This is a genomic window from Lamprocystis purpurea DSM 4197 (genome assembly GCF_000379525.1).
GTDB classification, from domain to species: Bacteria; Pseudomonadota; Gammaproteobacteria; order Chromatiales; family Chromatiaceae; genus Thiodictyon; species Thiodictyon purpureum.
In genome coordinates this window covers 22,115-37,787 of the sequence record NZ_KB902364.1, presented here as the reverse complement: position 1 = coordinate 37,787, position 15,673 = coordinate 22,115, and the positions used below count along the sequence as shown (strand labels likewise).

12 protein-coding genes are annotated in these 15,673 nt (G+C 63.0%); 7 read left to right on the top strand and 5 right to left on the bottom strand.

The genetic code is table 11. From position 1 onward, the window contains the following. Positions 1-268 precede the first annotated feature (268 nt). Positions 269-1,300 (bottom strand): NADH-quinone oxidoreductase subunit B family protein, encoded by a 1,032-nt coding sequence (locus A39O_RS0102500; protein WP_020503141.1) that lies wholly within the window; start codon positions 1,298-1,300, stop codon positions 269-271. A 147-nt stretch (positions 1,301-1,447) separates the two neighbouring features. Further along, complete coding sequence (locus tag A39O_RS0102495; protein ID WP_020503140.1) at positions 1,448-2,806, bottom strand: sensor histidine kinase; 1,359 nt, start codon at positions 2,804-2,806, stop codon at positions 1,448-1,450. Positions 2,807-2,821: 15 nt separating this feature from the next. On the opposite strand from A39O_RS0102495, the gene A39O_RS0102490 reads away from it, so the two are divergent. Beyond that, the gene (locus A39O_RS0102490) at positions 2,822-3,487 is read left to right on the top strand and encodes a sulfotransferase family 2 domain-containing protein (RefSeq protein WP_020503139.1); all 666 of its coding nucleotides are present in this window, start codon (positions 2,822-2,824) and stop codon (positions 3,485-3,487) included. A 697-nt stretch (positions 3,488-4,184) separates the two neighbouring features. Here A39O_RS0102490 and A39O_RS0102485 read toward each other — a convergent pair. Further along, the gene (locus A39O_RS0102485; protein WP_020503138.1) at positions 4,185-4,970 is read right to left on the bottom strand and encodes a DUF2189 domain-containing protein; all 786 of its coding nucleotides are present in this window, start codon (positions 4,968-4,970) and stop codon (positions 4,185-4,187) included. Positions 4,971-5,168: 198 nt separating this feature from the next. Between A39O_RS0102485 and A39O_RS0102480 the strand changes: the two genes are divergently transcribed. The 4 genes from A39O_RS0102480 (at position 5,169) to A39O_RS0102465 (ending at position 10,180) form a co-directional block, all read left to right on the top strand. Further along, entirely contained in the window at positions 5,169-6,140 is a 972-nt protein-coding gene (locus tag A39O_RS0102480; RefSeq protein WP_020503137.1) for an MBL fold metallo-hydrolase, read from the top strand. 397 nt (positions 6,141-6,537) lie between these two features. After that, on the top strand, positions 6,538-7,428 hold the full coding sequence (locus tag A39O_RS0102475; RefSeq protein ID WP_020503136.1) for an electron transfer flavoprotein subunit beta/FixA family protein: 891 nt from the start codon (positions 6,538-6,540) through the stop codon (positions 7,426-7,428). A 6-nt stretch (positions 7,429-7,434) separates the two neighbouring features. Then, a complete protein-coding gene (locus A39O_RS0102470; RefSeq protein WP_020503135.1) occupies positions 7,435-8,451 on the top strand; it encodes an electron transfer flavoprotein subunit alpha/FixB family protein in 1,017 nt (338 codons plus the stop codon). 7 nt (positions 8,452-8,458) lie between these two features. Then, positions 8,459-10,180, top strand: coding sequence for an acyl-CoA dehydrogenase family protein (locus A39O_RS0102465; RefSeq protein WP_020503134.1), 1,722 nt, complete (start codon positions 8,459-8,461; stop codon positions 10,178-10,180). Between the two features lie 388 nt (positions 10,181-10,568). On the opposite strand, the gene A39O_RS0102460 is transcribed toward A39O_RS0102465, so the two are convergent. Both A39O_RS0102460 and A39O_RS0102455 read right to left on the bottom strand, forming a co-directional pair. Continuing rightward, on the bottom strand, positions 10,569-11,321 hold the full coding sequence (locus tag A39O_RS0102460) for a class I SAM-dependent methyltransferase (protein WP_020503133.1): 753 nt from the start codon (positions 11,319-11,321) through the stop codon (positions 10,569-10,571). 224 nt (positions 11,322-11,545) lie between these two features. Beyond that, entirely contained in the window at positions 11,546-12,322 is a 777-nt protein-coding gene (locus A39O_RS0102455; RefSeq protein WP_020503132.1) for an enoyl-ACP reductase FabI, read from the bottom strand. A gap of 217 nt (positions 12,323-12,539) precedes the next feature. Here A39O_RS0102455 and A39O_RS0102450 point away from each other — a divergent pair, with 217 nt between their 5' ends. Both A39O_RS0102450 and A39O_RS0102445 read left to right on the top strand, forming a co-directional pair. Then, entirely contained in the window at positions 12,540-14,654 is a 2,115-nt protein-coding gene (locus tag A39O_RS0102450; protein ID WP_020503131.1) for an ABC transporter substrate-binding protein, read from the top strand. Further along, positions 14,651-15,628 (top strand): ABC transporter permease, encoded by a 978-nt coding sequence (locus A39O_RS0102445; RefSeq protein ID WP_020503130.1) that lies wholly within the window; start codon positions 14,651-14,653, stop codon positions 15,626-15,628. Before A39O_RS0102450 ends, A39O_RS0102445 begins: the two co-directional genes overlap by 4 nt. Positions 15,629-15,673 lie beyond the last annotated feature (45 nt).

Below are 15,673 nucleotides of genomic sequence, written 5' to 3'. Positions count from 1 at the left end.
GCGCCCGCGCCACCCCGGAACATGAAAGTCTGCTCGACCGCTGCGTAGTCAGGGCTTCCAGCCCTGACCGTTCCNGTCCCGACGCCGTCAGGCCAGGATGGCCTGACTACGCACTTTCACGGTAAAGCCTCGGCCTCCGGTCGTCCGGCGGCCGGAATGACGACCAAGGCCCTCTCGTACCTCGCGGCTTTGCTGTCCGAGTTGCATCGGTTCTCCGACTGCGATTACGACAACGATGGGATGCGTCGTTTCGGGTTGCTTCTAACGGCTAACGCGGCTTGGTGCCGCGCACCGCGGGCGGGACGGCGAGATGGTCCGTCACCGCGTTGCGGCGCAGGCGCTCCGGGGTCGCCGCCTTGGACAGTGAGGCCAGGGCGACGAACCAGGCCTTGGGCATGTCGGAGGGCAGGCCGATGGGAATGCCGGCAATGCTGGGGGTGTCGGCAAAAGCGTGGCCGGGTTCCTCAAATTCGGGGGCGGTGCAGTTGATGCACGCATAGCCGCCGCGGGTGCAGGAGCCCTGTCCATTCCAGAGTCGGGTGTTGCAGTCCCCATGCGCCTGGGTGCCCAGGCAGCCCAGGTGCTCCATCATGCAGCCCAGGTCGGAGGGGCGGCGGGCGCTCGCCTTGTATTCGTAGAACTCGTTGCGGGTACAGCCGTGATGCACCAGATGGTCCGCATACATCCGCGGTCGGCGGTAGGGGTCCAGGTCGTCCGCGGTCAGGCCGTCCAGGGCCAGGGCCATCAGGGTCTCGGTGACCCAGTCGGGGTGGGTGGGGCAGCCGGCGACATTGATCACGGGCAGGCCGGACCCCGCGCGGTAGTCCGTCCCCAGCAGGCCGCCGGGACGGGTGCCCTCGAATTGCAGGCCGCAGGCCTCGGTCGGGTTGGTACCGGCGGCCGTCACCCCGCCGAAGGCGGCGCAGGTGCCCACCGCGACGGTATAGCGGGCGCGGGCGGCGAGCTGCCGCACCCAATCGATCAGCGGCCGGTCGCTCCCCGCCAGCACATGAAAGCGGCCCGTACCCCGCGGTCCGCGGAGCATGGCGCCCTCGATGCACAACACGTCGAATGCGCGGGTGCCGCTGATCGCGCCATCCAGCAAGTCCAACACCTCCTCACCGCTCGCTTCGCTGAAAGACGGGTGCCAAAGCAAGCGGATGCCCGCGCCGTCCAGCGTGGCAGTCAGGTCCGGTGATTCGGCGCCCAGCAGCGACAAGGTGCAGCCGCCGCAGCCGCCGGACTGGAGCCAGAGGACCACGAGTTCGGGTGTCATGGGGTTGGTGTCCGGGTTGCGCATCGGGTGAGTATTGTCCGTCACTGAACGCGAATAAACGGGGAGAACGTGCGTGTTGGACCTCATAGCCAAGGCTGAAGCTTTGAACTCCAGCGGGTTCAGTCGTCGGCTCCGGGCTTGCGGAGGTAAGCCATGGGATGTTTCGTCCCCTCAGCCCATCGGCAATTCCATCCGAAAGGCCGCGCCGCCTTCCGCCATCGGTTCGAGGATGAGGGTGCCGCCGTGGTCGGTGACGACGCGCAAGCTGATGGAGAGTCCAAGTCCGGTACCCTGACCGACCGGCTTGGTGGTGAAGAAGGGGTCGAAGACGCGTAGGCGGTCGGTGTCGGAGACGCCCGGGCCGTTGTCATGCACCCGCAGCACGGCCGTGGCGCCGCTGGCGGTCAAGTCCACGCCAATGTGCGGCTCAGGGCGCCCCCGCACCGCGTCCAGCGCGTTCTGTACCAGGTTCATCACCACCTGATGGATTTGACCCGGATGACCGCGGACGCTCAGGTGCGGCGGCAGGTCCAGGGTGATCGCCTGGGTCTGCCGGCCGGTGTCCTTGGCACCGCTCTGGGAGACCCAGTGCACCGCGGTACGAACCACATGGGCGAGGTCGAAGTCCGTGTGTTCGCCCTGCGCGCCGGACGAGAAGCGACGCAGATCCTGCACCAGATCGCGCACCCGCTCCGCGCCCTCCAGGGTGCCTTTGAGCAGCGGGTCCAGGTCGGTGAGGATGCGCCCGATGCGCAGTTCATCCCACAGGTCCTGCAGCTCGGGCGACAGCCCCGCGGCCTCGGCCCCGGTGATGAAACGGCCCAGCCGCTCACGATAACGGGCCAGTGCGTGAATGTTGCCGTAGACGAAGCTGATCGGGTTGTTCAGCTCATGGGCCACCCCCGCCACCAGTCGACCCAGCGAAGCCATTTTCTCCGCGCTGATCAGTTGCTGCTGGGCCTGCTTGAGGTCCGCGTGAGCCCGGTTCAGGTCCTCATAGGCCTGACGCAGCTCCCCGACCGGCCGGCCGATCAGCACCATCCCGACCAGTCGGCCGCGGTGGTCGTAGCGCGAGGTGCAGTTCATCGCCAGGGGCGCGGGTTGTCCGTCGCGACCCGCGAGGAGCAGTTCACAGTCGTGGATGGCCTTGCTGCGAATCTTCTCGCCGAAAGTTCGCGCCAGCGGCAAGGACTCCGCCGCGAGCAGGGACAGGAAGGTCCGTCCGCGCAACTGCGCCTCGGGCACGTCAACCAGCGTCTCCAGCGCGGCGTTGACCTGCTGGATGCGCCCGTCCACGTCGCAGACGATCAGCACGTCCGTCATTGCCGCCAGGACGCTCGCGATGAACTGCTGGGCTTCCTCCAGTGCGCTGTTCTTTTCCTCCAGCTCGACCTGATGGCGGACCAGATCCGCATAGGTCTCGTCCATCTTGCGGATGACCTCGATCCACAGGGCCTCACCGGCCGCGTCCTCGTGTTGAACGGCAGCGGTAGGGGCCGTGTTCGCATCGGCATCGGCTTTCGGGGTCATGCTACACTCGAACCCATGCTGCTCTCAGTCAAACACCGCTTTCTGTTCGTCCATATCGCCAAGACCGGCGGCACCAGCGTGCGCGCCGCGCTGGAGGGGTTGCGCTGGGCGGACCCCTGGTATTGGCCGATGTTTCTGTGCAGCCGCTTCAGTCACCTGAGCGGCCACCGCCTCGCCACCAAGCTGCCGCGCCACGCCAAGGCCATTGCCGCCAAGGAAATGTTGCCCAAGGAGTTTTTCGACCAACTGTTCAAGTTCGCCTTCGTGCGCAACCCCTGGGACCTGCAGGTCAGCTCCTTTCACCACATCCGGCGGGAACGCCCGCGCTATCTCGGCGGCAACGAGACCTTCGACGCCTTCCTGCGCTGGAAGTTGGACCCCGAGCGTCCCTACCAGTATCACGTCGACACCTCGATCGAGTTGCAGAGCGATTATCTGATCGATCTCCACGGCCGGACCATCGTCGACTATATTGGTCGGTACGAACGTTTGCACGCGGACTTCGCGACCGCCTGCGCCCGCATCGGGATCAAACCCCCCGACTTACCCCATGCGCGTGAGGCCAGCGATCGGCGCAAGGACTATCGAAGCTATTACACGGCTGAGACTGCAGAATTGGTTGCGCGGCATTTCAAGACGGACATTGAAATGCTCGGCTACTCGTTTGATCCTCAGGAATAATCGGCCTGGAGTGCTCTTGATCATCATGCCGGCTGGCGATGATCGGTCAGCACAGTGGACCCCACAGTGCGGCCACCTGGATCGAACTTGCGAAGCGCACGACACCATAGAATGGTAAAGACCGCGCGCGATAGCGACTGGCATACACCGTATCTGGCTATAATGCGTCGGATGACGCTGCGGCAATCCTCACGCCTCCGTCAATTCCCGCAACGCAGCTGGATGCCGCTGCGCCACTTTGAGCAGCGTCCTGGCCGCACCGCTCGGCGGCCTTGCTCGTAATCCCGGCCAGCGGCCTGCGTAGTCAGGGCTTCCAGCCCTGACGGTGTCAGGCCAGGATGGCCTGACTACGTACCCGGCGAGCCCAAGTGGCCGGAATCTTGATCGAGGCCCGCTCGGCTGGCGCCGACCTTGCTCCCACTTCTGTGCAGGCGCGGCGTCGACCGGCTAAAGCCTCGGCCTCCAGTGATCGTGCGGCCGGAACGACGATCAAGGCCCTCTCGCCAGCGGGTCCAAGCTGCTACAGCCTTCGTACCTGATATCCAGACAGACCCTTGGTGTAGGGGCGGGTTTGAAACCCGCCCCTACGTCCGGTTATCACGTCCGAATGCTATATGCATTTCGCTTCATGCCCCGCTCGCCGTCGCCGGCGAGCGGGCGCAGATCCGCTTCCTGGCATTCTTTGCCGTCCGCGGCCTCAGTCGCGCGGTACCAGATCCCGATAGGCGTGCCAGGTGGCGTGCCCAATCAGCGGCATGGTGATCAACAGACCGATATAGTAGGTCAGGATGCCGAGCCCCACGAACATGACGATCAGCGCGGCCCACAGGCTCAAGGCCTGCCAGTTCTTGCGGACGGCCGCCATGCTGGTGCGCATGGCGGTCACGACGTCGACCGGACGGTCCATCAGCATGGGCACGGTCACGACGCTGATGCAGAAGGTGAAGGCGGCGATCAGTCCGCCGCCGATGACGCCGGCCGCCACGAAGGTGTTGTTCTCCCCGGACAGGAAGAGGGTGGGCAGGAAATTGGCCCAGTTCGGTACCGGGTTGTCGTAGAAGAGCGCAAAGATCAGGATGGCGGCGAGCATCCACACCAGCAGCACGAACACCAGGATCAGGGCCATGGCCGCGAGTTGCACTTCGTTCTGTCGCCAGGCTTGCAGTGCCTGGCAGAACTCGACCGGGCGGTCGGCCTCGAGATTTGCACTGATCTGGTAGAGGCCGATCCCCAGCAAGGGGGCGATGAGGAAGAAGGCGGCGGCCAGCGCGGGGACGATGAAGAACAGGTTCTCGGCCAGCAGGCCCAGGGTCATCAGTACGCTGACGATCACGAACACGGCACCGTAGGCAAGGCTGAACCGGGGTGCCTCCCGGAGATCGGCCCAGCCCTTGACGACCCACTCCCAGGGACGTTCCAGGCTGATTTCGTTGATGCGGGGGGTGTCTGTCGGCATTGCGCCGGCGGTCGCTGCTTGGGTCATTTAAGGTGTCCTCCGAGTGTCTTTTTTGTGAAGATCTTGGGCGATCGGAACCGTTGAGGTGAGCGCGCTGTGTCCGGTTCCCGGCAATCCGGGAATGACGGACCACTTACCGTCGGGCCAGCGGCGCGGTTAGACTCTCGGGTCTATGCAATCTAAAACCAATCCTGATCTCAATACAACCACCATCGGAGCCCCGCCATGTCGATTCCACACATTCAAGAGGTCGCAGACCAGATTTACTGCATCGAAACCGGTCTCTACCGTCACGGCCTGGCCGCGTGCTATCTGGTTCGCTCGGGCGACCGGCTCGCTTTCGTCGACACCGGCACCGCGCACACGGTGCCGTCCCTGCTCAAGATCATTGCGGACATGGGCCTGACCCCGGCGCACGTCGACTATGTGATGCCGACCCATGTCCACCTGGATCATGCGGGCGGCTCGGGCGACCTGATCGCCGCCTGTCCCGCGGCGCGACTGGTGATCCATCCCAAGGGCGCACGGCACATGATCGATCCGGCCCGGTTGCTGGCGGGGGCCGGCGCGGTCTATGGTGCCGAGGCCTTCGCCCGTGATTTCGGGGGCCTGACCCCGGTGCCCGAGGAGCGGGTGATCGTTGCCGAGGATGGGATGCAGGTCGATCTGGCCGGCCGCATCCTGACCTTCATCGACACGCCGGGTCACGCCAATCATCACGGCTGCATCCACGACGCCCGGACGCGCGGCTGTTTTACCGGCGATACCTTCGGTATTGCCTACCGCGAGTTCGATACGGGGGGCGCCCCCTGGCTGTTCGCCCCCACCACCCCGGTCGCCTTCGATCCGGAGGCGTGGCTGCAAAGCCTCGATAAGCTCATGAACCTGAATCCGAAAGCCATGTACCTGACGCACTACGGGCGGGTCGATGCGCCGGAGCGACTGGTGGACGACGTGCGCCGGAGCATTCATGACATGGCGGGGATCGCCCTGGCGGAGGAGGGGCGCGATGACCCCGAACGCCTCACCCGGCTCAAGCGGGCGGTATCGGCGCACCTGACGGCCAGTGCCCGCGCCCACGGAGTGGATTTAGAGGACGTGCGGATCGACGCCTTGCTCGCGGTCGACACCGAACTCAATGCGCAAGGTCTGGAGGTCTGGCTCAAGCGGCGCGAGCGGCAGGCCGCGGGAGGGTGATTCCGGATGGGTCCCGGCCAGCTATTCCAGACTTGGGCGGCATCGCGCGACCCCTGGTGGATGCGGCGCGCGACCGACGTGCCGGGTCCCTGACACCGAACAGCGCGCCTTATCCACCCTACAGCGGAGCCGGTTTTTGTAGGGTGGATAAGCGCAGCGCATCCACCATCCACCATCCACCATCCACCTCGCCGCCGCCACTCCGCCCGCGGCGGCTACCCAAACTTGGAACTGCTTCGGTCCCGCCGCCTCCATCGCATGGGCTTACGAAAAATGGTAAAATTTCGTGGTCCCTTTTTCCGGGTGATGTGGCCGCCACGGCCCCCCGTATGCTGATCGTCTGGTCTGCCGGTCGCCGCATTCCCCGATTATCCCAGAAGAACTTACAAGGCAGAGCATGAGCTACCATTCCATCGTAATGGTCAAACAGGTTCCTGATACGGCCAATATCTCCGGGCAGGTGATGAAGCCGGACGGCACTGTCAATCGCAGTAAACTTCCCACCATTTTCAATCCTGAAGACAAGGTGGCGCTGGAATTGGCACTGCAATTCCGCGACCGCTTCGGCGGCACCGTGCGCGTGATGACCATGGGGCCTTTGAAAGCCTCGGATCTGCTGCGCGAATGCTTATATATGGGTGCCGATGAGGCGTTTCTCATCAGCGACCGGAAATTCGCCGGCGCCGACACCCTGGCGACCTCCTATGTATTGGCGGAGGCGCTCCGCAAACTGGGCAACTACGATATCATCTTCGCCGGCCGGCAGGCGATCGATGGCGACACCGCGCAAGTCGGTCCGCAGACCGCTGAAAAGCTGAGCCTGCCGCAGATCACCTATGCGGAAGCGATTCTCAATGCGGAAGGGTCGACGATCACCGTCAAGCGCAAGGTGGATAACGGTTTCGAGGTGTTGGAAGGCACCCTCCCGCTATTGCTCACAGTGGTGAAGGATGCGGCCACGCCCCGGCCCTTCCGGGCCAAACGGGTCATGGCTTACAAGAATGCCCATACCCTGCTCGAATTGGAAAAGATGACCGAGGGCAATTCGTTGCTGTATATGGATCAGCTCAAGGAGGAGTATGTGTCCAAGGGGCTGTTTATCCCCACGCTGACCGCCGACGATCTGGATGTCGACCTGAACCGGTGCGGCCTTGGCGGGTCGCCGACCAAGGTGCACAAGATCGAGTCGGTGGTGTTGGGCGGGAGCGCGCATGAAACCATACCGCCCACCAAGGACGGCATGTATGCGCTGATCGATAAACTGATGGAAGACCACATCTTCGGATAAGCCCCTATGAATGAGAATAAACTGGTCTGGGTGTTCATTGAGCAGCGCGACGGCAAACCGGCCGATGTGAGCTTTGAGTTGCTCTCCAAGGGCAGAAAGCTGGCGGAAAGCCTGAATGGGGAATTGCAGGCGGTGCTCATCGGCCACAATATGCAGGCCGTCGCCGAAGAGACTTTTCACTACGGCGTCACGGACGTCCTGCTGGCGGATCACCCGGATCTGAACCACTACAACACCTTGCCCTACAGCCGCATCATGAGCGAGCTGGTGGACCGGTATCAGCCGCGGATCGTCTTGTTTGGCGGCACCTTCATCGGCCGGGATCTGGCGCCGCGCGTCGCCTCCCACACCCGCAGCGGATTGACCGCGGACTGCACTGATCTGCAAATCTCGGACGTCACCTATTTGCGCAAGGATTACTCCCAGCTCCTGCTGCAGATTCGCCCGGCCTTCGGCGGCAACATCATCGCCACCATCATCTGTCCGGATTCGCCGGTGCAAATGGCCACGGTGCGCGAGGGGGTGATGGAGAAAATCCCGCTGTCGCAGCCGGTCGCCGGACGCATTACGCCCGTCTACTATGAGCCTGACGCCGCCGACCAACTGGTGCGGATCATTGCCCGGCACCATGAGGAGAGCAAGGTCAATCTCAAGGCTGCTCCGATCATCGTCGCCGGTGGCTACGGGATGGGTAACTGGCAGAATTTCCAGATTCTCCACGAACTGGCGCGGGTGATCGGCGGCGAGGTCGCGGGCACGCGTGCCGCGGTGGACGCCGGTTATATCGACCACGTCCGGCAGGTGGGGCAGACCGGGGTCACGGTGCGGCCCAAGCTGTATATCGCCTGCGGCATCTCCGGGGCGATTCAGCACCGGGCCGGGATGAGTGAATCCAACAAGATCATCGCCATCAACGCCGACCCCGACGCGCCGATCTTCGGTGTCTGCCATTATGGAATCGTCGGCGATGTGATGGAAGTGATTCCCAAGCTCATCGACGCCTACAAGCACAAGTTAAAGTAGCCGAGCCATGGCCAACTATTTCACCGATAACACCGATCTGCTGTTTCATTTCGACCGCCTGCACCTGGAGGAGGTGGTTGACATCGCCGAGCACGGCTACACCGAGGCCACTCGCTACAACTTCGCGCCCACCGACTACCAGGATGCCTTGGATAATTATCGCAAGGTCCTGGAAATCGTCGGCGACATCACGGCGAACAACGTGGCGCCCCAGGCGGCCGCCGTCGATGAAGAGGGAAGTCATTTCGCCGACGGCAAGGTGACCTATGCCAAGGGCATTCAGGCGGCCCTGGAAGATCTGACCAAGGCGGAGCTGATGGGGTTCACGCTGCCCCGGCGCTATGGGGGTCTGAACATCCCCACCACCATCTACACCATGGCGATCGAGATGGTGGCCCGCGCCGAAGCCTCGTTGATGAACCTCTTCGGTCTGCAGGACATCGCCGAGACCATCAACAAATATGGCGATGAGGCGCAGCGTCAGGAATTCCTGCCGCAATTCGCCAGCGGTGCGGCCACGGGGGCGATGGTACTGACCGAACCGGACGCCGGCTCGGACCTGCAGGCCGTCAACATGCTCGCCTATCAGGACGAGGACGGACAGTGGCGTCTCAAGGGCGTCAAGCGCTTCATCACCAATGGCAATGCGCAAATCCTGCTGGTCCTGGCCCGCTCCGAGCCCGGCACCAAGGACGGGCGGGGCTTGAGTCTGTTCGCCTGCTACGGCAAAGATAATGTCGTCGTGCGGCGGATCGAGAATAAGCTTGGAATCCATGGCTCGCCGACCTGCGAGTTGCAGTTCAACGATACCCCGGCGCAGCTCATCGGCAAGCGCAAGTTCGGGCTGATCAAGTACGTCATGGATATGATGAACGGTGCGCGTCTCGGCGTCGCCGCTCAGGGTCTGGGTATCTCTCAGGCCGCCTATGAGGAAGCGCTGCGCTACGCCAGGGCGCGCGAACAGTTCGGTAAGAGTATCTATGCGATCCCCGTGGTCGCCAACCTGCTGATGGAAATGCGGGTGACGTTGGAGAGCGACCGTTCCCTGCTCTACGCCGCCTGCCATTGGGTTGATCTGCGCAATAAACTGGAAGAAAAGATCGATGTGCTCAAGGCCGAGGGCAAGGATGCGACGGTCGAGAACGCCAAACTCAAGGAGGCGACCCGGGTCGCCGCGCTGCTCACCCCCATGGCGAAGTATGTGCTGAGCGAGAACGCCAACAAGATCACCTATGACGCCTTGCAGATTCATGGCGGCACGGGTTACATGAAGGAGTTCAATGTCGAGCGTCTGACCCGCGATGCGCGGATCACCAACATCTACGAGGGCACCTCGCAACTGCAAATCGTGGCGGCCACCGGCGGCGTCATCGGCGACATTCTCGGCGAGCATTTCACGACGTTGGAACAGAAGGAGAATTCCGGCAATCTGGCGCGCCTGGCGGATGAATTGAAAGAGATGCGGGTGCTGTTCCTCGACGCCCTGAAGTTTGTCGCCGACAAGACCGACAAACAATTCCAAAGCATCGCGGCCAAGGAATTGGTGGAGATCTACAGCTATCTCTACACCGGCTGGTTGCTCATGGATGAGGCGGCGCAGGACAGCCGCAAAGTCTTCATCGCCCGCCGTTACATCATCGGCGCCGCGGCCAAGACGCGCAGGAATTACGAGGTGATCAAGAAGGATCTCTTCGCTGATCTACTGCACGCGGACGACATTCTTATCTGATGCCGGCGGTTGTCGGGAAGGTCGGCGGTGGGGCCTTCATCCGGATTTGTCCACAGATGACACAGATATTCACAGATGAAGAAAAACATCTGTGAACATCGGTGGAACGGATTTTTGAACTAGGGCGTCGGCGGAAACCGGCTCGCGCGATGATCAAGGCGGCCGTGGGCCTTGATCGTCGTTCCGGCGACTGGAGGTCGAGGCTTTAGCCGGTCCGGCGCGCAAGCATCACTGATTTTCTTTGAGATCTCGGGAATTGCCACCGGCTAAAGCCTCGACCTCCAGTTGCGGACGGTCCGCACAGCGGACTCTATGGTAACACCGTGACCTGTAGGGTCCGCTGTGCGGACCGGCGACCGGGCAGATCGCGCGGTGGCCGGGTTTATGATCAAGGCCTTTGCAGAATATAAAACGTATAGCCATAACAGTCGCTGTAGCGTTCAAACAGCGCCATCTCCTGCTCGGTTTCCCGAATGACGGCTTGATTCATGCCGGCCACATCCGGTCGGCGCATGCGCTCACGTAGTGGACCATAGTAGTGTTCCCACCAGGCATTGCTCGGCAGCCTTTCGGTGAAAACGACACTGAAGCCGGCGGTTTCGGCGCGACCGATGTTCTGCTGCTCCGTGCCCATGGTCGGATACGCCGATTCCCAGAACCGACGCGCCGGGTCCGGCACGGTGTCGCTGAACCAACTCATCTCCGATACAACGGCGACGCCGCCCGTGGATACGATGGGGTGCCAGGCCCTCAATGCCTGCTCGAAGCCCAGGTTATACGCTGCACCCTCGGACCAGAGGAGATCGATCGAGGCGCGTGGCCAGTCCAGCGTCGCCATATCGGTACAGACGGCTTCGACCAGATGGTCAAGGCCCGCCGCGGCGGCCTTATCCCTCAGTTCCTCGATGAAGTCGGGTGCCGCGTCGACTGCTCTGACCAGGCTGCCGTAGTGCTTCGCGAGTAGCAGTGTCGCGGCGCCGGATCCGCAACCGAGGTCGGCAATCCGCGGGTGCGCCGGCAAGGTCGGCAGCCGGCACAACAACTGTCGTGTGAGTTCCGGGTCCCCTGGTCCTTGACGCGGCAGCCCGCGATGAAGGTCAATCAGGGCGGCGATGTACTCGGCGTGGGTTGGCTCACTCATGAACGAGTAAAGAATCAATTAATAAGCGAATACAATGGTTGGCTTAGATCGTCGTTCCGGCCACAAGAAAAACGGAGGTCGAGGCATACCGCGAAAGTCGCGCAGCGACGCTGTGGGAGCGGCGTCCCGCCGCGACGGGGCCGGGCGTGCAGCCGCAGCGTTAGCGGTCACCGCGGCACCGCATCGCGGCGGGACGCCGCTCCCACGGGGGATATAGCGGTCGTTTATCCCAATCCCAAAATATTAAACCCGGTATCGACATACAGGATATCACCGGTGATGCCGCTCGCCAGATCCGAGCACAAAAAGGCGGCCGCGTTCCCCACCTCTTCGGTGGTCACCGTGCGCCGCAGGGGCGTGTGTTTCTCCACCTGATTGAGCATCGCGCGGAAGTGCGAGATGCCGGCCGCGGCCAGGGTGTAGATCGGTCCGGCGGAAATGGCGTTGACCCGGGTGCCGGTGGGGCCGAGGGAAGCCGCCAGATAGCGGACATTGGCCTCCAGGCTCGCCTTGGCGAGCCCCATCACGTTGTAGTTGGGCACGGCCCGCACGGCGCCGAGGAAGGTCAGGGTGAGGAGCGCACCATTGCGGCCGGCCATCAGGGGCCGGCTGGCTTTGGCCAGGGCGGAGAAGCTGTAGGACGAGATCTCGTGGGCGGTGGTGAAGCCCTCGCGGGTCAGGGCGTCCACGTAGTCCCCTTCCAACTCGTGCTTGGGGGCGTAGGCAATGGAGTGGACCACGGCGTCCAGCCCGTCCCAGCGTTCCTCCAGGGCCGCGAAACAGTGGGCAATCTGCCGGTCGCTGCCCACATCGAGCGGCAGCGCGATGTCCGAGCCCAACTGGGCGGCGAACTCCTCGACCCGGCCCTTGAGCTTGTCGTTCTGGTAGGTCAGCGCGATCTGTGCGCCCTCGCGGTGCATGGCCTCGGCACAACCCCAGGCGATGGAGCGGTTGCTGGCGACGCCGGTCACCAGGATGCGCTTGTCTTGAAGAAATCCCATGGGTCATCAACTCCGGTAGGGTAACGGGCGCACGCGGCGCCTGAATCTTGGGCTTTCGTGCGGCGGGGTGCCGTGCGATTATGGCAACCCCATGGCGACCTGCAACACTACAGAAACTTGGCGGCCGGTGAAAGTGCGAGGGGTCCGGGCGACCGGACGCGACTCGTGCGGCACACTGGTCCTGATCCGCTGGGCCTGGCTATTGCTGGCCGGGTGGATGCTCGTCGGCTGTGACCAGGGCCCCTGGAACGACCCCTATCCGGCCGGCCAGGGCCTGACCAACACCGTCTACTCCTCATTCGACGAGCGCCCAAAACACCTGGACCCGGTGCGTTCCTACAGCGCCAACGAATATGCCTTTTTGGCCCAGATCTACGAGCCGCCGCTGCAATATCACCTGTTGCTGCGGCCTTATCAACTGGTGCCCCTGTCGGCCCTGGAAGTTCCGGTTGCCCAGTATTTCGATGCCGCCGCCAACCCGTTGCCGGCCGACGCGCCGCTCGCATCGATCGCCTACAGTGACTATCTGATCCGTTTGCGCCCCGACCTGCGCTTCCAGCCGCATCCCGCTTTCGCCCTGAATGCGGCCGGCGACCCCCGCTACCTGCGGCTCACCGAGCGTGATCTTGACGGCATCAACCGCCTGGCGGATTTTCCGCAGACCGGCACCCGCGCCGTGACCGCGGACGACTTCGCTCACCAGATCAAACGGCTGGCCGCCCCCTGGCTGCACTCGCCGATCGCCGGGGTGATGCAGGAGCACATCCAGGGTTTCAAGGACCTGAGTGAGCGGCTGGCCCTGATCGCGGACAAGGACCCGATCGCCCGGGTTCAGGCCCTACGCGAGGCCCGGCTCAGCGGGGTGGAAGTGGTCGATCCCCACAGTGTGCGCATCCGCATCAACGGCAAGTACCCGCAGTTCACTTACTGGCTCGCCATGCCCTTCTTCGCCCCCATGCCCTGGGAGGCGGAATTGTTCTACGCCCAACCCGGCATGAAAGAGCGCAACATCGTGCTCGACTGGTACCCGGTCGGCACCGGTCCCTTCATGCTGACCGAGAACAATCCCAACCTGCGGATGGTGTTGGCGCGCAACCCGAATTTCTGGGGCGAGACCTATCCGGCCGAAGGGATGCCGGGCGACCGCGAGGCCGGGCTGCTGGCCGATGCGGGTCGGCCCATGCCGCTGGTGGATCAAGCCATCTACAGCCTGGAAAAGGAGGATATTCCGCGCTGGAATAAGTTCCTCCAGGGCTATTTCGACAGTTCCGGCGTACCCTCCGATTCATTCGATCAGGCGGTGCGCTTCGGCGGGGACGGTGGACCCCAACTGACCGATGAGATGCAGGACAAGGGGATCGACCTGCTGACCTCGGTCGAGACCTCCATCTTCTACATGGGGTTCAATATGCTCGACCCGGTGGTGGGCGGCTATACCGAGCCCGCGCGGCTGCTGCGTCAGGCCATCTCCATCGCGGTGGACTATGAGGAATTCGTCTCTATTTTTGCCAATGGCCGGGGGTTGATCGCGCAGGGGCCGCTGCCGCCCGGTATCTTCGGTCACCGCGAGGGTGAGGCTGGCATCAATCCGATGGTCTACGAATGGCGGGATGGGCGCCCGGTGCGCCGCGGTTTGGATCAAGCGCTGGCGCTGATGGAACAGGCCGGGTTTCCGGGCGGACGTGACCCTAAGACCGGGCGGGCTTTGAGCATCAATTACGAGGCGGTTGCCACCGGCCCGGATGACAAAGCGCGGTTGACCTGGATTCGCAAGCAGTTCGAAAAGCTCGGGATCGATCTGGTCATCCGCTCCACCGACTACAACCGCTTCCAGGAAAAGATGCGCAACGGCACCGGGCAGGTCTATATGTGGGGCTGGAATGCGGACTATCCGGACCCGGAGAACTTCTTCTTTCTGCTTTACGGCCCCAACGGCAAGGTCGAGCATCAGGGGGAGAACGCTTCCAATTACAAGAACCCGGAGTTCGATCGGCTCTTCGATCAGATGAAGTTCATGCCCGACGGCCCCGAGCGTCAGGCGGTGGTCGATCAGATGGTGGAGATCGCCCGCCGCGATGCCCCCTGGGCCTGGGGCTTCTATCCCAAGGCGTTCAGTCTGCATCATCAGTGGCTGCACAATGCCAGTCCCAACAGCATGGCCAACAACACGCTGAAATACCGGCGCATCGACGCCAAGCTGCGCGAGCGGCTGCGCGCGGAGTGGAATCCGCCCGTCCTCTGGCCGTTGGGAGTCATCCTGGGTGTGATCCTGATCCTGGTGCTGCCGGCCCTGTGGATGGTGCGGCGGCGTGAACGGAGCACCGCGCTGTGATTGCCTATATCCTGCGCCGATTGCTCTATGCCGTGCCGATCCTGATCGGGGTCAATCTGCTGACGTTCACGCTGTTCTTCGTCCTCAACTCACCGGACCAGATGGCACGGATGCACCTGGGTGAGAAGCGGGTCACCCCGGAGGCCATCACCAACTGGAAACAGGAGCACGGCTATGACAAGCCGTTGCTGTTCAATGAGGCTGCGAGCGGACTGGCACGGGTGACGGACACCATCTTTTTCGAGCGCTCGGTGCGCCTTTTCGCCTTCGACTTCGGCTCATCCGATGACGGGCGCGACATTGGCTATGATATTTCCCAACGCATGTGGCCGAGCCTGGCCATCGCGGTGCCGGTGCTGCTGGTGGGGCTGGCGCTCAATATCAGTCTGGCGCTCTTCATCGTCTTCTTCCGGGCCACCTATCTGGATATCGGCGCCGTGGTGTTGCTGGTCGCCATGCTGTCCATCTCCGGGCTCTTCTATATCATCGGGGGTCAGTATCTGCTGAGCAAGGTCTTCCATCTGGTGCCCATCTCCGGCTATGACACCGGTGTGGAGGCATGGAAGTTCCTGGTGCTGCCGGTCATTGTCGGCGTGATCGGCGGCGTCGGGTCAGGGGTGCGATGGTACCGCACCCTGTTCCTGGAAGAGGTCTCCAAGGACTATGTGCGAACCGCCCGCGCGAAGGGTCTCACCGAGCGGCGTGTGCTGTTCCGGCATGTCTTGGGCAATGCGTTGATCCCCATCCTCACCGGCGTGGTGGTGGTGTTGCCGCTGCTCTTCATGGGCAGTCTGATCACCGAGTCATTCTTCGGTATTCCCGGCCTAGGCAGCTACACCATCGACGCCATCAACAATCAGGACTTCGCCATCGTGCGCGCCATGGTTTTCCTGGGGGCCGTGCTCTATATCCTGGGGCTGATTCTCACCGATATCTCGTATACGTTGGTCGATCCGCGGGTGCGCTTGCAATGAATCGAGAAAGCGGATTGCGGTCGGGTGTCTTTCGGCCTCGATCAA